This is a genomic window from Streptomyces sp. NPDC013157 (assembly GCF_042899865.1).
Classification (GTDB): domain Bacteria; phylum Actinomycetota; class Actinomycetes; order Streptomycetales; family Streptomycetaceae; genus Streptomyces.
In genome coordinates, this window is sequence record NZ_JBIBAK010000012.1 from 291,753 (window position 1) to 311,313 (window position 19,561).

General features: G+C 68.5%; 16 protein-coding genes and 1 tRNA gene. 9 read left to right on the forward strand and 8 right to left on the reverse strand.

Going from position 1 to position 19,561, the window contains the following annotated elements:
* Positions 1–258: 258 nt before the first annotated feature.
* The 8 genes from ACFY6U_RS32485 to rpmH all read right to left on the reverse strand — a co-directional run bounded on the left by ACFY6U_RS32485 (position 259) and on the right by rpmH (position 6,305).
* Positions 259–1,377 carry a ParB/RepB/Spo0J family partition protein gene (locus ACFY6U_RS32485; RefSeq protein WP_390043906.1) on the reverse strand — a complete coding sequence of 373 codons (1,119 nt, stop codon included), beginning with the start codon at positions 1,375–1,377 and terminating at the stop codon, positions 259–261.
* Positions 1,374–2,447: a ParA family protein gene (locus tag ACFY6U_RS32490; protein ID WP_390043988.1), complete on the reverse strand. Its 1,074-nt coding sequence runs from the start codon at positions 2,445–2,447 to the stop codon at positions 1,374–1,376. Before ACFY6U_RS32490 ends, ACFY6U_RS32485 begins: the two co-directional genes overlap by 4 nt.
* A gap of 298 nt (positions 2,448–2,745) precedes the next feature.
* The gene (gene rsmG, locus ACFY6U_RS32495; protein ID WP_390043908.1) at positions 2,746–3,462 is read right to left on the reverse strand and encodes a 16S rRNA (guanine(527)-N(7))-methyltransferase RsmG; all 717 of its coding nucleotides are present in this window, start codon (positions 3,460–3,462) and stop codon (positions 2,746–2,748) included.
* 117 nt (positions 3,463–3,579) lie between these two features.
* Positions 3,580–4,092, reverse strand: a complete 513-nt coding sequence (locus ACFY6U_RS32500; protein ID WP_294009301.1) for a R3H domain-containing nucleic acid-binding protein — start codon at positions 4,090–4,092, stop codon at positions 3,580–3,582.
* A gap of 15 nt (positions 4,093–4,107) precedes the next feature.
* On the reverse strand, positions 4,108–5,409 hold the full coding sequence (gene yidC, locus ACFY6U_RS32505) for a membrane protein insertase YidC (RefSeq protein WP_390043910.1): 1,302 nt from the start codon (positions 5,407–5,409) through the stop codon (positions 4,108–4,110).
* Positions 5,410–5,412: 3 nt separating this feature from the next.
* Entirely contained in the window at positions 5,413–5,778 is a 366-nt protein-coding gene (yidD, locus tag ACFY6U_RS32510) for a membrane protein insertion efficiency factor YidD (RefSeq protein ID WP_294011403.1), read from the reverse strand.
* Entirely contained in the window at positions 5,775–6,146 is a 372-nt protein-coding gene (gene rnpA, locus ACFY6U_RS32515) for a ribonuclease P protein component (RefSeq protein WP_294011405.1), read from the reverse strand. The genes yidD and rnpA overlap by 4 nt, the downstream gene beginning before the upstream one ends.
* Positions 6,147–6,167: 21 nt before the next feature.
* Positions 6,168–6,305: a 50S ribosomal protein L34 gene (gene rpmH / locus ACFY6U_RS32520; protein ID WP_015659252.1), complete on the reverse strand. Its 138-nt coding sequence runs from the start codon at positions 6,303–6,305 to the stop codon at positions 6,168–6,170.
* A 374-nt stretch (positions 6,306–6,679) separates the two neighbouring features.
* Here rpmH and dnaA point away from each other — a divergent pair, with 374 nt between their 5' ends.
* From dnaA to ACFY6U_RS32565, 9 genes are all read left to right on the forward strand, one after another.
* Entirely contained in the window at positions 6,680–8,632 is a 1,953-nt protein-coding gene (dnaA, locus tag ACFY6U_RS32525) for a chromosomal replication initiator protein DnaA (protein ID WP_390043913.1), read from the forward strand.
* A gap of 944 nt (positions 8,633–9,576) precedes the next feature.
* The gene (gene dnaN / locus ACFY6U_RS32530; protein WP_123975717.1) at positions 9,577–10,707 is read left to right on the forward strand and encodes a DNA polymerase III subunit beta; all 1,131 of its coding nucleotides are present in this window, start codon (positions 9,577–9,579) and stop codon (positions 10,705–10,707) included.
* A gap of 177 nt (positions 10,708–10,884) precedes the next feature.
* Positions 10,885–11,760: a phosphogluconate dehydrogenase (NAD(+)-dependent, decarboxylating) gene (gnd, locus tag ACFY6U_RS32535; protein ID WP_390043916.1), complete on the forward strand. Its 876-nt coding sequence runs from the start codon at positions 10,885–10,887 to the stop codon at positions 11,758–11,760.
* A 63-nt stretch (positions 11,761–11,823) separates the two neighbouring features.
* Positions 11,824–12,945, forward strand: a complete 1,122-nt coding sequence (recF, locus tag ACFY6U_RS32540; RefSeq protein ID WP_390043918.1) for a DNA replication/repair protein RecF — start codon at positions 11,824–11,826, stop codon at positions 12,943–12,945.
* Positions 12,942–13,469: a DUF721 domain-containing protein gene (locus ACFY6U_RS32545; RefSeq protein WP_390043920.1), complete on the forward strand. Its 528-nt coding sequence runs from the start codon at positions 12,942–12,944 to the stop codon at positions 13,467–13,469. Before recF ends, ACFY6U_RS32545 begins: the two co-directional genes overlap by 4 nt.
* A gap of 374 nt (positions 13,470–13,843) precedes the next feature.
* Positions 13,844–15,913, forward strand: coding sequence for a DNA topoisomerase (ATP-hydrolyzing) subunit B (gene gyrB, locus ACFY6U_RS32550; protein WP_390043921.1), 2,070 nt, complete (start codon positions 13,844–13,846; stop codon positions 15,911–15,913).
* 42 nt (positions 15,914–15,955) lie between these two features.
* On the forward strand, positions 15,956–18,550 hold the full coding sequence (gene gyrA, locus ACFY6U_RS32555) for a DNA gyrase subunit A (protein ID WP_390043923.1): 2,595 nt from the start codon (positions 15,956–15,958) through the stop codon (positions 18,548–18,550).
* Between the two features lie 19 nt (positions 18,551–18,569).
* Positions 18,570–19,352, forward strand: coding sequence for a DUF3566 domain-containing protein (locus ACFY6U_RS32560; RefSeq protein WP_390043925.1), 783 nt, complete (start codon positions 18,570–18,572; stop codon positions 19,350–19,352).
* A gap of 111 nt (positions 19,353–19,463) precedes the next feature.
* Positions 19,464–19,540: transfer RNA gene (locus ACFY6U_RS32565), tRNA-Ile, on the forward strand.
* The last annotated feature ends 21 nt before the right edge of the window (positions 19,541–19,561 follow it).

The following is a 19,561-nucleotide window of genomic DNA, read 5'->3' on the forward strand; positions in this document are numbered from 1 at the left end:
CGAAGAATCCGACGGTCGCGCCCAGTCCCAGACCCGCGCTCACCAGTCCGGTGCGGCTCATCGATCGCATGGCCCACGCCTCTCTCAGAGGTACTGCCAGCTGCCAGGTGGATGCGCCATACCGAACGCATCGTATCCACACAGCGTTTCCGTCGATACCGCCTGAAAGCAAAGAGCGGACCGTGTTCCGGTACACACCGGACACGATCCACTCTCTGGGCGACAGAACACCGACCAGGCGGCAAACAGCCGGGACGATCAGTCCTCCGGCTCCTCGGAGGCCGAGGAGTCACCGTCGTGAAGGCCCTGGTGGAGGACCGGTCCCTCGCCGGGTGCCAGGGTGCCGAGGATCCGCTCAAGGTCTTCCATCGAGGCGAACTCGACAGTGATCTTGCCCTTCTTCTGACCCAGGTCGACCTTCACCCGCGTCTCGAAGCGGTCCGAGAGCCGGGTCGCGAGGTCACTCAGCGCTGGGGAGACCCGGGCGCCGGCCCGCGGTCCCTTGGCACGTGTCGTCGTCTGAGGCCGCGAGCCCATGAGGGTCACGATCTCCTCGACGGCCCGTACCGACAGCCCCTCGGCGACGATCCGGTGGGCCAGCCGGTCCTGCTCCTCCGAGTCGTCGACGGAGAGCAGCGCCCGCGCGTGCCCGGCCGACAGGACTCCGGCGGCCACCCGGCGCTGGACGGCCGGGGAGAGCTTCAGCAGCCGCAGGGTGTTGGAGACCTGCGGGCGGGAGCGACCGATGCGGTCGGCCAGCTGGTCGTGCGTGCAGTTGAAGTCCTTCAGCAGCTGGTCGTAGGCGGCGGCCTCTTCCAGCGGGTTCAGCTGGGCACGGTGGAGGTTCTCCAGCAGCGCGTCCAGAAGGAGCTTCTCGTCGTCCGTCGCCCGGACGATGGCCGGGATCGCCTCCAGGCCGGCCTCACGGCAGGCCCGCCAGCGCCGCTCGCCCATGATGAGCTCATAGCGGGAGGGACCCAGCTGCCGTACGACGACGGGCTGGAGGAGGCCCACTTCCTGGATGGAGGTGACCAGTTCCTGCAGAGCGTCCTCGTCGAAGACCTCACGTGGCTGACGCGGGTTCGGCGCGATGTCGTCGAGGGGGATCTCCGCGAAGTGGGCGCCCATCGGAGGGGCGGGCGTCTCCGCGGCTCCTCCGGCCCCGAACACCGAGGGCTCCTCGGTTTCATGTGAAACAGCCGGCAGCGTCGTCACCTTGGCCGCGGCGACGCCACGGTCGGTCGTCAGCACCGGAGCCGCGGCGGGGGACGGAACTACCGTTCCCCCCACGGCCGTCTGGGCCGGGGTCTTCTCGGTCGGGGCAGCTGGGATCAGTGCACCGAGACCACGACCCAGCCCCCTCCGTCGCTCGCTCACTGGATCCCCTCCACCATGCTCGGGTTGGTCTGAGCGCCGATATGGGCCTGCGTCGGGTCGTAGCTGATCCCGATGCCCTTCAGCGCGATTTCTCGGGCCGCCTCAAGGTACGAGAGGGCACCGCTTGATCCAGGATCGTAGGTCAGTACCGTCTGCCCGTAGCTCGGCGCCTCGGAGATACGGACCGAGCGGGGAATGCTCGTCCGCAGCACCTCGTCGCCGAAATGGCTGCGCACCTCGTCCGCGACCTGAGAGGCAAGGCGCGTCCGGCCGTCGTACATGGTGAGCAGGATGGTCGACACGTGCAGGTTGGGGTTGAGGTGCCCCCGGACCAGGTCGACGTTGCGCAGCAGCTGACCCAGGCCCTCCAGCGCGTAGTACTCGCACTGGATCGGGATGAGCACCTCGGCGCCCGCGACGAGCGCGTTGACCGTCAGCAGGCCGAGCGAGGGTGGGCAGTCGATGAGGATGTAGTCCAGCGGCTGCTCGTACGCCTGGATCGCCCGCTGCAGCCGGCTCTCCCGCGCCACCAGGGACACCAGCTCGATCTCCGCACCGGCGAGATCGATCGTGGCGGGGGCACAGAAGAGGCCTTCGACGTCCACCACCGGCTGGACAACCTCTGCCAGGGGCTTGCTCTCGACCAACACGTCGTAGATGGACGGAACTTCGGCGTGATGGTCGATCCCCAGCGCAGTGGACGCATTGCCCTGCGGGTCGAGGTCGATCACCAGAACGCGACCACCGTGCAGGGCCAGGGACGCGGCAAGGTTGACGGTGGTCGTCGTCTTGCCCACGCCGCCCTTCTGGTTGGCGACCACGATGACTCTGGTCTGCTCCGGACGTGGCAGTCCTTCGCCGGCGCGACCCAGAGCCTCCACCGCGAGTTGGGCAGCACGACCGATGGGAGTGTCGTCCATCGGAGGCGGTGTTTCACGTGAAACATCCGCCCCCATCGATTCGGTACGGGGACCGGGGACCGGATCGGTCATCGGTCCCGCGATGTTGGCGTCGGACCGCAAGGATTCACTCTCCTCGACTTCAGGCTCGCAATGAACAGAGCCTCCCATGCCTTCGGGGTCGTGAACCAGTGAGGCCTGGTGTTCTGTGGAGAAATCCACCTCTGTGGACAACTCCGCGCCCCGCAGGGAGGACGGAGCGTCACCAGAGGCCCCCTCTCTGAGGGATCCGAGGGGCTTTCGGTCGCGCGGTTCGGCCGCGGCGCGGCCCCGGCCGATAATGCCGTGTAGCAGTGAGCGACGTTTCACGTGAAACACGATGCACAGCGCGCAGTACCGAAAAGCCGCGACACTCCGTCATGCGTAGGTTTGGCAGCTTGTGTGGAGTACGTCTGGTCGTCAGGACGGATCAGCGGCGCCTACGCGCCCTCCCCGTACGGGCCGCCTTCGCCCGCTTGGCCGCGAAGCGCACGCCGCCCGGGCTCTCCCCGACCTCCACACGGACGACGGTCGACAGCGGATCCACCACGCCCTCACCCACATGCAGGATGGAGGTCGACACCGCGCCGAGCTTGGCCAGCGCGGTGGCCGCGGCCTTCAGCTCCTCCTCCGCCGTGTCCCCCTTGAGGGCGAGCATCTCGCCGTAGGGACGCAGCAGCGGAATGCCCCACGTGGCCAGCCGGTCCAGCGGGGCCACGGCGCGGGCGGTCACCACATGCACCGGAGGCAGCTTGCCCATGACCTCCTCGGCGCGGCCACGCACCACGGTCACATGGTCCAGGCCGAGCAGCTCGACGACCTCGGTCAGGAAGTTGGTGCGCCGTAGCAGTGGCTCCAGCAGGGTGATGTTGAGGTCCTCCCGGACCAGCGCGAGCGGAATGCCCGGCAGGCCGGCTCCGGAACCCACGTCGCACACCGTCACCCCTTCGGGGACGGCCTCAGAGAGCACCGCGCAGTTCAGCAGGTGCCGCTCCCACAGGCGGGGCACTTCCCGTGGGCCGATCAGACCACGCTGCACGCCTGCCTCGGCGAGCAGCTCCGCGTAGCGGACCGCATCGGCGAAGCGCTCGCCGAACACTTCCCGCGCCTGTTCAGGCGCCGGGGGGAGCTCCGCAGCCTCCGTCACGGGGACCGTCCTTCCGTACCGCGCCGGCGCTCCGCGCACCGGCCACCAGAACTACCAGGCTGACAAAGTTCGGCCCCGCCTGCTCAACAGACGGGGCCGGTGAAACGGGGGGACCGCTCAGGCGGGCAGCACGACGACGAACCGCTGCGGCTCCTCGCCCTCCGACTCGCTGCGCAGCCCGGCGGACTTGACCGCGTCGTGCACGACCTTGCGCTCGAACGGGGTCATCGGCTTGAGCTTCACGGGCTCGCCGGTGCTCTTCACCTCGGCGGCGGCCTTGGCGCCCAGCTCGGAGAGCTCGGCGCGCTTCTTGGCGCGGTAGCCCGCGATGTCGAGCATCAGCCGGCTGCGGTCACCGGTCTCCCGGTGCACGGCCAGGCGGGTCAGCTCCTGGAGCGCCTCCAGCACCTCGCCGTCGCGGCCGACCAGCTTCTGCAGGTCACGGCCGCCCGAGTCGCTGATGATCGACACGGAGGCACGGTCGGCCTCGACATCCATGTCGATGTCACCGTCGAGGTCGGCGATGTCCAGCAGACCTTCGAGATAGTCCGCCGCGATCTCGCCCTCCTGCTCCAGGCGGGTCAGGGTGTCTGCACCCTCGGCAGCGGCGGAGGTGGTGCCTTCCGTCACGGGATGGGCTCCTTCTTACTTCTTGGACGGGGACTTGGGGCGCTGCGGACCGCCCTTGCGCTGACCGGACTGGGCCCTGCTGCGGCCGTTGGAGCCGCCCTTCGGGGCCTGCTGGGCGGCCGGCTTGGCATCCTGCGGCTCGTCGGACTTCTCCAGCGAGGTCGTCTTGCCCTCCGAACCCGACGAGTCCGGGGAATCCGATGCGGTGTCGCCGGCCACCTTCGCCGCGCCGGACTGCCGCTGGGCCTTGGTCTGACGCTTGGGCTGCTGGCGCTTGGCGGCGCCGGTGGCCGTGACGCCGTCCTCGGTCTGCGCGACGGCCTGGGCCTCGCCCTTCACCACGGTGCCGTCGGCCTGGGCCACGAGGCCCGCCTTGGTCAGCGCGTTGACGAACGAGCGCTCGAACTCGTTGCGGTCCCGGCCCTTGGCGACGATCGCCTTGACGATGGTCTTCTCGCTGCGCCGACGGGTCTTGCCGTGGTGTGTGACGTGCTTGGTGAGGCGCTCCAGGTAGGCGGCCTGGGCCTTGGAACCCGGGGTCGGGTTGTTGCGGATGACGTACATCTGCTGGCCCATGGTCCACACGTTGGTGGTCAGCCAGTAGACGAGGACACCGACCGGGAAGTTGATGCCGAAGACGGCGAACATGACCGGGAAGACGTACATCAGCATCTTCTGCTGCTGCATGAACGGCGTCTTCACCGTGGTGTCGACGTTCTTCGTCATCAGCTGGCGCTGCGTGTAGAACTGCGACGCCGACATCAGGACGATCATGACCGCGGTGACGACCCGGACGTCCGTGAGGGAGGCACCGAGGGCCTCCACCTTCGCGGAGCCGTCCGTGAACTTCGCGGCGAGCGGGGCCCCGAAGATGTGGGCCTTACGGGCGCTGGCGAGCAGCGACTCGTTGATGACGCCGATCGTCGAGCCCGTCGCGATGCCGTTGAGCACGTGGTACAGGGCGAAGAAGAACGGGGACTGCGCCAGGATGGGAAGGCACGAGGAGAGCGGGTTGGTACCCGACTCCTTGTACAGCTTCATCATCTCTTCGGACTGGCGCTGCTTGTCGTTCTTGTAGCGCTCCTGGATCTTCTTCATCTCGGGCTGGAGCGTCTGCATGGCCCGGGTCGCCTTGATCTGCTTCACGAAGAGCGGGATCAGGCAGATGCGGATCAGGATCACCAGGGACACGATGGACAAGCCCCAGGCCCAGCCCGTGTCGGGACCGAAGATCTTCCCGTACACGGAGTGGAACTGGACGATGACCCATGAGACGGGTGTCGTGATGAAGCTGAAAAGGCTGGCAATCGTGTCCACTAATCATGCTCCTTGGGCATGGGACGAAGTCTCTGCGGCCGGGCTCGAAGGAAGCTCGGAAGGAGTCTTCTCCTCGGTGGCCGGTTCGGCGGCGGAGGGCCCGCCCCTGCGTGCACGCCAGGCGTCACGCAGCATTTCGTGCCACCGCGGGCGCTTGCGCGGCGGAACATGGTCCACACCGCCGAGCGACCACGGATTGCACCGCAGGATGCGCCAGGCCGTGAGTGCCGTGCCCTTGATCGCACCGTGCCGGTCGATGGCCGTGTAGCCGTAGTGGGAGCACGACGGGTAGTACTTGCATACCGGCCCCAGCAGCGGACTGATCGTCCACTGGTAGAGCTTGATCAGAGCCAGCAGCGGGTACTTCATCGCGCGCCCCCTCCCAGCAGCCGCTCGATGGCGGCATCCAGGTCTCGGGCCAGCTGTGCATGGTCGGCGTCGCCCGCTCCGGGCAGCGCTCGTACGACTACCAGGCTACCGGGGGGAAACAGGGTGACTCGCTCACGCATCAGATGACGCAGTCTGCGCTTCACTGTGTTGCGCACAACCGCACCACCCACGGCCTTGCTCACGACGAAACCCGCACGCGTCGGGGGAGCGCTCTCCCCAGGCGCGTGCGGGTCCGTGGCACCGCTTCGAAGGTGGACGACGAGGGACGGGCGGCCTGCCCGGCGCCCTCGTCGTACCGCGGTCGCGAAGTCCTCGCGCCGCCTCAGCCGGTTCTCGGTGGGCAGCACGACGTCATGACCTGATCGGGATCAGGCGGACAGGCTGGCGCGACCCTTGGCACGACGGTTCGCGAGAATCGCGCGGCCGGCACGGGTGCGCATCCGCAGACGGAAGCCGTGGGTCTTCGCGCGACGACGGTTGTTCGGCTGGAAGGTGCGCTTGCTCACTCGGGGGCTCCAGAAATCAAATCGGTGGTGGCGGGTGCCGTCCTGGCTGTCACCGTGCGCCCACGAGTAGCTCGCATCACGCCCGAGTGCACCGCTTCCCGATCACCTTCAGCGATCTGTGCCCATCGGAGGCAGGCGGCAGCAGCCATCGACAACTCGACCTGGTTACGGTACGCGGGGCTACGCCATTCGGTCAAACCAGCAGTGACCGAGAGACACTATCCACAGGCTGGGGACAACAACTTGAACCGCAGCCGCCACGCTGACTACCGTGGCTGAACTCCGATTCGTTCCTTTATCCCCGCCCGACCTGATTTTCATCCCGACCCGTCCTCGAACCACACGTTCGTGGGACCTGTGAGAGAGCGTGCCCTGTGGCTGACGTACCTGCCGATCTTGCCGCAGTGTGGCCACGAGTACTGGAGCAGCTCCTCGGTGAGGGCCGCGGTCAGGGTGTGGAGGCGAAGGACGAACACTGGATCAGGCGCTGCCAGCCGCTCGCGCTGGTCGCGGACACCGCTCTCCTCGCCGTACCGAACGAATTCGCGAAGAACGTACTGGAGGGCCGTCTCGCACCGATCGTCAGCGAGACCCTGAGCCGCGAGTGCGGGCGCCCGATCCGGATCGCGATCACCGTGGACGAGTCCGCGGGTGAGCCCCCGGCCCCGCCGGCGCCCCCCGTACAGAAGCAGCGTTACGACGAGCCCGAGCACCCGTCCTCGCCGTACGACGGAGGGTACGGCCGGCACCGCGCCGAGCAGCTGCCGGACCAGGGCGGCCGCGACCAGCTGCCCACGGCCCGCCCCGCCTACCCCTCCGAGTACCAGCGCCCCGAGCCCGGTGCCTGGCCGCGCCCCGGACAGGACGAGTACAGCTGGCAGCAGCCGCGGCTGGGTTTCCCGGAGCGCGATCCCTACGCCTCGCCGTCCCAGGACGCGTACCGCTCGGACGGTTACGGGGACTCGTACGCCCAGGAGTACCGCCCGCAGCAGCCGCTGGACCGGCCGTCGTACGAGCAGCAGCGCGCGGAGTACGAACCGCCGCGCCCCGACTACGACCGGCCCGACTACGACCGCTCCGACTACGAGCGGCCCGCGCACGACCGGCCTGCTCCCCACGACCGGTCCGACTACGACCGGGACTCCGGGCGCCGTGAGCTGTCCGAGTCCCCGGGCGGGCCGGGCCAGGGGCACCGGGGCGGTCCGGGACGGCCGGACCTGCCGAACATGCCGAGCGCCGGCGGCCCCGGGCCGCTGGGCGCGAAGCCCGCGCCGTCCGGCGGCCCCGGTGAGCCGACCGCCCGCCTGAACCCCAAGTACCTCTTCGACACGTTCGTCATCGGCGCGTCCAACCGCTTCGCGCACGCGGCCGCGGTCGCCGTCGCCGAGGCGCCCGCCAAGGCGTACAACCCCCTCTTCATCTACGGGGAGTCGGGACTCGGCAAGACGCACCTGCTGCACGCGATCGGGCACTACGCGCGGAGCCTCTACCCGGGCACGCGGGTGCGGTACGTGAGCTCGGAGGAGTTCACCAACGAGTTCATCAACTCCATCCGCGACGGCAAGGGCGACAGCTTCCGCAAGCGCTACCGCGAGATGGACATCCTGCTCGTCGACGACATCCAGTTCCTCGCGGACAAGGAGTCGACGCAGGAGGAGTTCTTCCACACCTTCAACACGCTCCACAACGCGAACAAGCAGATCGTGCTCTCCAGCGACCGGCCGCCCAAGCAGCTGGTCACGCTGGAGGACCGGCTGCGGAACCGGTTCGAGTGGGGTCTGATCACCGACGTCCAACCGCCGGAACTGGAGACGCGGATCGCGATCCTCCGCAAGAAGGCGGTGCAGGAGCAGCTGAACGCGCCGCCGGAGGTGCTGGAGTTCATCGCCTCCCGCATCTCGCGCAACATCCGTGAGCTGGAGGGCGCGCTGATCCGGGTGACGGCGTTCGCGTCGCTCAACCGGCAGCCGGTCGATCTCGGGCTGACCGAGATCGTGCTGAAGGATCTGATCCCCGGGGGACAGGACTCCACGCCGGAGATCAGTGCCACGGCGATCATGGCGGCGACCGCGGACTACTTCGGGCTCACTGTCGAGGACCTGTGCGGGAGCTCGCGCGGGCGGCAGCTGGTCACGGCGCGGCAGATCGCGATGTACCTGTGCCGGGAGCTGACGGATCTGTCGCTGCCGAAGATCGGGGCGCAGTTCGGGAACCGGGACCATACGACCGTGATGCACGCCGACCGGAAGATCCGGGCGTTGATGGCGGAGCGGCGGTCGATCTACAACCAGGTCACCGAGCTGACCAACCGCATCAAGAACGGGTAGCGGTCCGTCCGACGTTCTACGGCGTTCAGGGCGCCCTTGGGAGAGATCCGGGGGCGCCCTTCTGGCGTCCTGGGGTGGTTCGGAGGGGGTCTGGTGCCGGTCCATGGGGGCTGGTCGCGCAGTTCCCCGCGCCCCCAGGGGGCGTTCAAACAAGGTCCGCTGTTCGATTACCGGCCCGGTTACGGGCGTCCTCCACAGATTTGCCGACTTTCTTGCGTCCACACCCTGGGGACTGTGAAGTTGTCCCGAGCGTCGTCCACAGGCTGGGGGTTGAAACGGCATCAGGGCAGCTCAGGGGGCTGTGGAATCGTGGACGACGGATCTCCACAGTCTGTGGACAAAGACGGGATCCACAGACTGTGGACGAAGTTGTCCACCGGTACCCCACAGGCTGAGGGGCGGTTGTCCCCAGCGATCCCCAGCTTCTCCACACCGCTGTCCACTGTTCGGCAACGCGACGCGCCTCCTCACCGAGTCGAGTGAAAGGCGTCACACGAAGGTGCCGGGTTGGGCTGTGGGAAAGGTGGGTAAAGCTGGGGACGGCGTTGGGGAGAAGTGCCCTCGGGCTGTGCACGGTGTGTGCAGAACTTTCTGTTCTCCACAGAGACGCCCAGTTGTCCACCGGCTCCACCCACAGGGGCGGTGGACAAAATCTCGCCCCTGAGCTGGGCAAACGAGGTTATCCACGGTATCCACAGCCCCTACTACTACTGACAACTAGAGAGAGCTGGGAATCCGTTTCGAAGAGGGCCCTGTGCACAACTCGCTCTCCGGCCTCTGACCGCGCCTCGTCACGACTTGACCCCGAGAGGCACCAGCTGTCAGTGCGGTGCGTCAGACTGGTCCCCGGTGTTCTTCCCCTCCCCGGGGCCGACGACACCGGGACAGACGACGAAGACGCAGCAGGGCGAGAAGCCCCGGCAACAGCAGGAGGCGGGCTTACGGTGAAGATCCGGGTGGAACGCGACGTACTCGCGGAGGCAGTGGCCTGGGCGGCACGCAGCCTCCCGGCCCGTCCGCCGGCGCCGGTCCTCGCCGGCCTGCTCCTGAAGGCCGAGGACGGCCAGCTGAGCCTGTCCAGCTTCGACTACGAGGTCTCCGCGCGGGTGAGCGTCGAGACCGAGGTCGAGGAAGAGGGCACGGTCCTGGTCTCCGGCCGGCTGCTCGCCGACATCTGCCGGGCGCTCCCCAACCGGCCGGTGGAGATTTCCACAGACGGTGTACGGGCGACGGTGGTCTGTGGATCCTCCCGGTTCACGCTGCACACCCTGCCTGTGGAGGAGTACCCCTCCCTGCCGCAGATGCCGAACGCGACGGGCACGGTCCCCGGCGAGGTCTTCGCCTCCGCCGTCTCCCAGGTGGCCATCGCCGCCGGCCGTGACGACACCCTCCCGGTGCTCACCGGTGTGCGGATCGAGATCGAGGGCGACACGGTCACCCTCGCCTCCACCGACCGCTACCGCTTCGCGGTCCGCGAGTTCCTGTGGAAGCCGGAGAACCCGGAGGCCTCCGCGGTCGCCCTGGTGCCCGCCAAGACGCTCCTGGACACCGCCAAGGCGCTCACGAGCGGCGACAGCGTCATCCTGGCGCTCTCCGGCTCGGGCGCGGGCGAGGGGCTCATCGGTTTCGAGGGTGCCGGCCGCCGTACCACCACGCGGCTGCTCGAAGGCGACCTGCCGAAGTACCGCACGCTGTTCCCGACCGAGTTCAACTCCGTCGCCGTGATCGAGACCGCCCCCTTCGTGGAGGCCGTCAAGCGCGTCGCCCTGGTCGCCGAGCGGAACACGCCGGTGCGGCTCAGCTTCGAGCAGGGCGTGCTGATCCTGGAGGCCGGTTCAAGCGACGACGCACAGGCTGTGGAAAGGGTCGACGCGCAACTGGAGGGCGACGACATCTCGATCGCCTTCAACCCGACCTTCCTGCTCGACGGCCTGAGCGCGATCGACTCGCCGGTCGCCCAGCTGTCGTTCACGACGTCCACCAAGCCGGCGCTGCTCAGCGGCAAGCCGGCGCTGGACGCGGAGGCGGACGAGGCCTACAAGTACCTGATCATGCCGGTGCGCCTCAGCGGCTGAGTTGTCCACAGCTGTGCACGGTGCCGGCCGCCCCCTGTGGGTATCCGGCACCGTCGCGGGGTGGGTTTCCCCAGGTGAGCGGCTATGCCCACAACTGTGCGCAAAGGGCCGGGATTAGGCTCGGACGCGGGCACGCACGTGCCTCTCCTGCCACACCGCAACCTAAGGAACCAACTGATGGAGCTCGGTCTCGTCGGCCTCGGCAAGATGGGCGGCAACATGCGCGAGCGGATCCGCCGCGCGGGCCACACCGTCGTCGGATACGACCGCAACCCGGACCTCGCCGATGTCCACAGCCTGGAAGAGCTTGTGGGCAAGCTCAGCGGGCCGCGCGTGGTGTGGGTGATGGTCCCGGCCGGGGCGCCGACCCAGTCCACGATCGACGAGCTGGCCGAGCTGCTGGAGCCCGGTGACGTGGTCGTCGACGGCGGCAACTCCCGCTGGACGGACGACGAGAGGCACGCGGAGGAGCTGGCCGCCAAGGGCATCGGCTTCGTCGACTGCGGGGTCTCCGGCGGCGTCTGGGGCCTGGAGAACGGCTACGCGCTGATGTACGGCGGCGCCGCCGAGCACGTCGAGAAGGTCCGGCCGGTCTTCGACGCGCTCAAGCCCGAGGGCGACTTCGGTTCGGTGCACGCCGGCAAGGTCGGCGCGGGCCACTTCGCGAAGATGGTCCACAACGGCATCGAGTACGCGATGATGCAGGCCTACGCTGAGGGCTGGGAGCTCCTGGAGAAGGTCGACTCCGTCACGGACGTGCGCGAGGTCTTCCGCTCCTGGCAGGAAGGGACGGTCATCCGTTCCTGGCTGCTCGACCTCGCGGTGAACGCCCTCGACGAGGACGAGCACCTGGACAGGCTGAAGGGTTTTGCACAGGACTCCGGCGAGGGCCGGTGGACTGTGGAGGCCGCCATAGACAACGCGGTGCCGCTGCCCGCGATCACCGCCTCGCTGTTCGCGCGGTTCGCCTCCCGGCAGGACGACTCGCCGCAGATGAAGATGATCGCCGCGCTGCGCAACCAGTTCGGCGGCCACGCCGTAGAGGCGAAGTAGCACCGAGAAGCAGTACCGAGCAGAGACGAAGCAGCAGGTCACGGGGAGGTCGGCGAAACACCCATGCACGTCACGCATCTGTCGCTGGCCGACTTCCGCTCCTACGCCCGGGTCGAGGTCCCGCTCGACCCGGGCGTCACCGCCTTCGTCGGCCCCAACGGCCAGGGCAAGACCAACCTCGTCGAGGCCGTCGGCTATCTCGCCACCCTCGGCAGCCACCGGGTCGCCTCCGACGCCCCCCTGGTCCGCATGGGCGCCGACCGGGCGATCATCCGGGCGCAGGTCCGGCAGGGCGACCGGCAGCAGCTGGTCGAGCTGGAGCTGAACCCCGGCAAGGCCAACCGCGCCCGCATCAACAGGTCCTCGCAGGTCAGGCCTCGGGACGTGCTGGGGATCGTACGGACCGTGCTGTTCGCGCCCGAGGACCTCGCGCTGGTGAAGGGCGATCCCGGCGAGCGGCGGCGTTTCCTGGACGAGCTGATCACGGCCCGTTCGCCACGGATGGCCGGTGTGCGGTCCGACTACGAGCGGGTGCTCAAGCAGCGGAACACCCTGTTGAAGACCGCCGCTCTCGCCCGGCGCCATGGCGGCCGCTCCATGGACCTGTCCACGCTCGACGTGTGGGACCAGCACCTGGCGCGGGCCGGCGCCGAGCTGCTCGCCCAGCGGGTCGACCTGGTCGCCGCGATCCAGCCCCTCGCGGACAAGGCGTACGAGCAGCTGGCGCCGGGCGGTGGTCCCGTCGCGCTGGAGTACAAGCCGTCGGCGCCCGGCGAGGCGCACACGCGCGAGGATCTGTACGGCCAGCTGATGGCGGCTCTGGCCGATGCCCGCAAGCAGGAGATCGAGCGGGGCGTGACGCTGGTCGGCCCGCACCGCGACGACCTGGTCCTCAAGCTGGGGCAGCTGCCCGCCAAGGGGTACGCCTCGCACGGCGAGTCCTGGTCGTACGCGCTGGCGCTGCGCCTCGCCTCGTACGACCTGCTGCGGGCCGAGGGCAACGAGCCGGTGCTGGTGCTCGACGACGTGTTCGCCGAGCTGGACGCACGGCGCCGGGAGCGGCTGGCGGAGCTGGTCGCGCCCGGTGAGCAGGTGCTGGTCACCGCCGCCGTGGACGACGACGTGCCGCACATCCTCGCCGGTACGCGGTACGCGGTGGCCGACGGGACGGTGGAGCGGGCATGAGCACCGACGGACCCGCACCCAAGGAGGAACCCTCCGGTGTCGACCTCGCGCGCGTGGCGCTCAGGGCGGCCAAGGAGGCGGCACGCGCACGTGGCGACGCGGCGCAGCAGAAGAAGCAGGTGCGGCGCGGTGGCCTGCGCTCCGGCGCGCGCGCGGACGGCCGCGACCCCATGGCGCTGGGTTCCGCGATCAACCGGCTGATCACCGAACGCGGCTGGGAGACACCGGCCGCGGTGGGCGGGGTGATGGGGCGCTGGCCGGAGATCGTCGGTGAGGACCTGGCCAAGCACTGTGTGCCGCAGCGGTACGACGAGGACGAGCGGGTGCTGGTCGTCCAGTGCGACTCCACGGCCTGGGCGACCCAGCTGCGCCACCTCGCGCCCGCGCTGGTCGCCCGCCTGAACGAGGACCTGGGGCACGGCACCGTACGGCTGATCAAGGTGCTCAATCCCGGCGGTCCGGCCCGCCGCTACGGCCCGCTGCGGGCCCCTGGGAGCACGGGTCCCGGGGACACCTACGGGTGACTTACGTCACGATCGCAGCCGGGTGCGGGGCCGTTCCACGGCCGGCCCGGCTGATCGTCGTACGACCGCACGCGGTTGCGAATCGCGACCTGACGCCGGAGTAGCCAAGGGTTGACAGCCGGAAGCGCTGAGTGCCTCCGTGAGCCTCTTGGAGCCCCCATCCGTATATCGGGAGTCGGCAGAGGCCGGTTCAGGGCGGCACATGCGGACTCAGGTACCGGCAAACCCCCATCACTGTCGGCGCTACCGGTAGACTGGGAGACAATCCCGCCCCGACCGTGGGGACCGTCCGGGAAAAGCTGAGCAACGCTGATCAAGGCTTACCAACGCAACATGCCGCAGCCGCTCCGGCAACCCGCCGACGAGCCCGGCTCGTGCTGTGCCAGAAAGGGCGCTTCGTGGCCGATTCCGGCAACCCCAACGAGAACATCCCGTCCACCGACGCCGGCGCGCACGGTGAGGCCACCGCCTCCGCTTCGTACGACGCCAGTGCCATCACCGTGCTCGAAGGGCTGGACGCGGTCCGCAAGCGACCCGGTATGTACATCGGCTCGACCGGTGAGCGCGGCCTGCACCACCTGGTGTACGAGGTTGTGGACAACTCCGTCGACGAGGCCCTGGCCGGCTACGCGGACACCATCGACGTGACGGTCCTGGCCGACGGTGGCGTGCGCGTCGTCGACAACGGCCGTGGCATCCCCGTCGGCATCGTGGCGTCCGAGGGCAAGCCGGCCGTCGAGGTCGTGCTGACCGTGCTGCACGCGGGCGGCAAGTTCGGCGGCGGCGGCTACGCCGTCTCCGGCGGTCTGCACGGTGTGGGTGTGTCCGTCGTGAACGCGCTGTCGAGCAGGGTGTCCGTCGAGATCAGGACCGACGGCCACCGCTGGACGCAGGACTACAAGCTGGGCGTCCCGACGGCTCCGCTGGCCAAGCACGAGGAGACCGGCGAGACGGGGACCTCGGTCACGTTCTGGGCCGATCCGGACATCTTCGAGACCACCGAGTACTCCTTCGAGACGCTGTCGCGGCGCTTCCAGGAGATGGCGTTCCTCAACAAGGGCCTGACGATCCGGCTCACCGACGAGCGTGAGTCGGCGAAGGCCGTCGCCGGTGCGGACGAGGCGGGTGCGGACGAGAAGGCCGAGGTCAAGACCGTCACGTACCACTACGAGGGCGGCATCGTCGACTTCGTGAAGTACCTCAACTCCCGCAAGGGAGACGTGGTGCACCCGACGATCATCGACCTGGAGGCCGAGGACAAGGACAAGAGCCTGTCCCTCGAGGTCGCCATGCAGTGGAACAGCGGCTACAGCGAGGGCGTCTACTCGTTCGCCAACATCATCCACACGCACGAGGGCGGCACCCACGAGGAGGGCTTCCGAGCGGCGCTCACCTCGCTGATCAACAAGTACGCGCGCGACAAGAAGCTGCTCCGGGAGAAGGACGACAACCTCACCGGTGACGACATCCGTGAGGGTCTGACCGCGATCATCTCGGTCAAGCTCAGCGAGCCGCAGTTCGAGGGTCAGACGAAGACCAAGCTGGGCAACACGGAGGCCAAGACCTTCGTGCAGAAGGCGGTCTACGAGCACCTGAACGACTGGCTGGACCGCAACCCGGTGGAGGCCGCGGACATCATCCGCAAGGGCATCCAGGCGGCCACCGCGCGCGTGGCGGCCCGCAAGGCGCGTGACCTGACCCGGCGCAAGGGCCTGCTGGAGAGCGCGTCGCTGCCGGGCAAGCTCTCCGACTGCCAGTCGAACGACCCCACCAAGTGCGAGATCTTCATTGTCGAGGGTGACTCCGCCGGCGGCTCGGCCAAGTCCGGCCGCAACCCGCAGTACCAGGCGATCCTCCCGATCCGCGGCAAGATCCTCAACGTCGAGAAGGCGCGGATCGACAAGATCCTGCAGAACCAGGAGATCCAGGCGCTGATCTCGGCCTTCGGCACCGGTGTGCACGAGGACTTCGACATCGAGAAGCTCCGCTATCACAAGATCATCCTGATGGCGGACGCCGACGTCGACGGCCAGCACATCAACACCCTGCTGCTGACCTTCCTGTTCCGCTTCATGCGCGACCTGGTGGAGCAGGGGCACGTGTACCTGTCCCGTCCCCCGCTCTACAAGATCAAGTGGGGCCGGGACGAGGTCGAGTACGCCTACTCCGACCGCGAGCGCGACGCCCTCCTCGAGCTGGGCCGCCAGCGCGGCAAGCGGGTCAAGGAGGACTCGATCCAGCGCTTCAAGGGTCTCGGCGAGATGAACGCCGAGGAGCTGCGCGTGACCACCATGGACGTCGACCACCGGGTCCTCGGCCAGGTCACCCTCGACGACGCCGCCCAGGCCGACGACCTGTTCTCGGTCCTGATGGGCGAGGACGTCGAGGCCCGCCGCCAGTTCATCCAGCGCAACGCCAAGGACGTCCGCTTCCTCGACATCTGAGTCGGTCTCAGCTGACCGCACCAGGAAGGATCCCCACCAGCTATGGCCGACGAGAACACCCCAGTCACGCCTGAGGCAGAAGGCGGCGACACCCTGCGCATCGAGCCCGTCGGGCTCGAGACGGAGATGCAGCGCTCGTACCTCGACTACGCGATGTCCGTCATCGTGTCCCGCGCGCTGCCTGACGTCCGGGACGGTCTCAAGCCCGTCCACCGACGCGTCCTGTACGCGATGTACGACGGCGGTTACCGCCCCGAGCGCGGCTTCTACAAGTGCGCCCGTGTCGTCGGTGACGTCATGGGCAACTACCACCCCCACGGCGACTCCTCCATCTACGACGCCCTGGTCCGCCTGGCCCAGCCCTGGTCGATGCGGATGCCGCTCGTCGACTCCAACGGCAACTTCGGTTCCCCGGGCAACGACCCGGCGGCCGCCATGCGGTACACCGAGTGCAAGATGGCGCCGCTGTCGATGGAGATGGTCCGCGACATCGACGAGGAGACCGTCGACTTCACGGACAACTACGACGGCCGCTCCCAGGAGCCGACCGTCCTGCCCGCGCGCTTCCCGAACCTGCTGATCAACGGCTCCGCCGGTATCGCGGTCGGCATGGCGACCAACATCCCGCCGCACAACCTGCGCGAGGTCGCCGCCGGTGCCCAGTGGTGCCTGGAGAACCCGGAGGCCTCGCACGAGGAGCTCCTGGACGCGCTGATCGAGCGGATCAAGGGCCCGGACTTCCCGACCGGCGCCCTGGTCGTCGGCCGCAAGGGCATCGAGGAGGCGTACCGCACGGGTCGCGGCTCGATCACCATGCGGGCGGTCGTCGAGGTCGAGGAGATCCAGAACCGCCAGTGCCTGGTGGTCACGGAGCTGCCGTACCAGGTGAACCCCGACAACCTCGCGCAGAAGATCGCCGACCTGGTGAAGGACGGCAAGGTCGGCGGCATCGCGGACGTCCGTGACGAGACCTCGTCGCGGACGGGCCAGCGCCTGGTCATCGTGCTGAAGCGGGACGCGGTCGCCAAGGTCGTCCTGAACAACCTGTACAAGCACACCGACCTGCAGACCAACTTCGGCGCCAACATGCTGGCCCTTGTCGACGGCGTGCCGCGCACCCTCTCCCTGGACGCGTTCATCCGGCACTGGGTGACGCACCAGATCGAGGTCATCGTCCGCCGTACGCGCTTCCGGCTGCGCAAGGCCGAGGAGCGGGCGCACATCCTGCGCGGTCTGCTGAAGGCGCTGGACGCGATCGACGAGGTCATCGCGCTGATCCGGGCCAGTGACACGGTCGAGATCGCGCGTACGGGCCTGATGGAGCTCCTGGAGATCGACGAGATCCAGGCCAACGCCATCCTCGAGATGCAGCTGCGCCGGCTGGCCGCCCTGGAGCGCCAGAAGATCATCCAGGAGCACGACGAGCTCCAGGCGAAGATCACCGAGTACAACGCGATCCTGGCCTCGCCGGTCCGCCAGCGCGGCATCGTCAGCGAGGAGCTGGCCGCGATCGTCGAGAAGTACGGCGACGACCGCAAGACCATGCTGGTGCCCTACGACGGTGACATGTCCATCGAGGACCTGATCGCCGAGGAGGACATCGTGGTCACCGTCTCGCGCGGCGGCTACGTGAAGCGGACCAAGACGGACGACTACCGGGCGCAGAAGCGCGGCGGCAAGGGCGTGCGCGGTACGAAGCTGAAGGAAGACGACATCGTCGACCACTTCTTCGTCTCGACCACGCACCACTGGCTGCTGTTCTTCACGAACAAGGGCCGGGTGTACCGGGCGAAGGCCTACGAGCTGCCGGACGCCGGCCGGGACGCGCGCGGGCAGCACGTGGCGAACCTGCTGGCCTTCCAGCCGGACGAGGCGATCGCCGAGATCCTCGCGATCCGGGACTACGACGCGGCGGAGTACCTGGTGCTCGCCACCAAGGCCGGTCTGGTCAAGAAGACGCCTCTGAAGGATTACGATTCGCCCCGCTCCGGCGGTGTCATCGCGATCAACCTGCGCGAGCGCGAGGACGGTTCCGACGACGAACTGATCGGTGCCGAACTGGTTTCGGCGGAGGACGATCTGCTTCTGATCAGCAAGAAGGCACAGTCGATCAGGTTCACCGCCTCCGACGACACTCTGCGACCCATGGGCCGGGCCACCTCCGGTGTCAAGGGCATGAGTTTCCGTGAGGGGGATGAACTTCTGTCGATGAATGTTGTTCGACCCGGTACGTTCGTGTTCACTGCCACCGACGGGGGGTACGCGAAGCGGACCCGTGTCGACGAGTACCGCGTCCAGGGCCGCGGCGGCCTCGGTATCAAGGCCGCCAAGATCGTGGAGGACCGCGGTTCACTGGTCGGCGCGCTGATCGTCGAGGAGAACGACGAGATCCTCGCCATCACCCTGTCCGGCGGTGTGATTCGCACGCGAGTCAGCGGGGTCAGGGAGACGGGCCGTGACACCATGGGCGTCCAACTGATCAACCTGGGCAAGCGCGATGCCGTCGTGGGTATCGCACGTAACGCCGAGGCCGGCAGCGAGGCGGAGGAAGTCGACGGCGAGGACGCCGTGGACGAGACCGCCGAGGGTGTCGCGACCAGCGGCACGGACGAGGGTGAGGCGCCCTCGGCCGAGTAGGCACGAGGAGTGAGTCATCGTGAGCGGAGCCACGGGCGCCGGATCGGCCGGTACCTCGACGGGTACGGATGCGGACGGCGGCGGCCGTGGCTCCGCCGCGTCCGACGGGGGCGGTGCGCCGCAGCAGGCGGACACGCACACGACCCAGCTGAAGGCGATCAAGGCGCCCGCGAAGGCGCCCGCGTCCGACGCACAGGGATCGCAGGGGGGAACTGTGACCGACACCCGAGGGCCGGCCGCGCCGGGCGACCGGCCGGCGCCCGCACAGCCGCAGCAGGGGGCTTCCCCGCTGCCCGGGGAACGGCGTGCCGAGCAGCCCGCCGCGCCCTACCACCCGCCGCAGGCCTACCCGGCGGCGCAGGCCGCCCAGGCGCCCGCGGGGGGCGTACGACGGCCGCGCACGGGCGCCGCCGGAGCGCGCACCGCGCCGCGCACCCGTAAGGCCCGGCTGCGGGTCGCCAAAGCCGATCCCTGGTCGGTGATGAAGGTCAGCTTCCTGCTCTCCATCGCGCTGGGCATCTGCTCCATCGTGGCGGCGGCGGTGCTGTGGATGGTCCTGGACGCGATGGGCGTGTTCTCGACGGTCGGCGGCACGATCTCGGAGGCGACCGGTTCGAACGAGTCGAACGGCTTCGACCTCCAGGCGTTCCTGTCCCTCCCGCACGTCCTGATGTTCGCGTCGATCATCGCGGTCATCGACGTCGTCCTCGCGACGGCGCTGGCGACCCTCGGCGCGTTCATCTACAACCTCTCCGCGGGCTTCGTCGGCGGCGTCGAGCTGACCTTGGCCGAGGACGAGTAACCGCGGTCCAAACCTCTCCTGACGGTCCCCCGACAACCGATTTTGGGACTGCCCCGGTCGTGCGCTAATCTTCAGGAGTCAGCGCGCGGGACATACACCGCAGAGCGCGGCGGGGCTATAGCTCAGTTGGTTAGAGCGCATCCCTGATAAGGATGAGGCCACAGGTTCAAATCCTGTTAGCCCCACCAGCACGAAGACCCCCGGGCCAT

Excerpts from the sequence above, each read along its gene's own strand:
- ACFY6U_RS32490 (WP_390043988.1), bottom strand. The coding sequence starts at position 2,447 with ATGGGAGGCTCTGTTCATTGCGAGCCTGAAGTCGAGGAGAGTGAATCC.
- yidD (WP_294011403.1), bottom strand. The coding sequence starts at position 5,778 with ATGAAGTACCCGCTGCTGGCTCTGATCAAGCTCTACCAGTGGACGATC.
- gnd (WP_390043916.1), top strand. The coding sequence starts at position 10,885 with ATGGAGCTCGGTCTCGTCGGCCTCGGCAAGATGGGCGGCAACATGCGC.
- recF (WP_390043918.1), top strand. The coding sequence starts at position 11,824 with ATGCACGTCACGCATCTGTCGCTGGCCGACTTCCGCTCCTACGCCCGG.
- ACFY6U_RS32545 (WP_390043920.1), top strand. The coding sequence starts at position 12,942 with ATGAGCACCGACGGACCCGCACCCAAGGAGGAACCCTCCGGTGTCGAC.
- gyrA (WP_390043923.1), top strand. The coding sequence starts at position 15,956 with ATGGCCGACGAGAACACCCCAGTCACGCCTGAGGCAGAAGGCGGCGAC.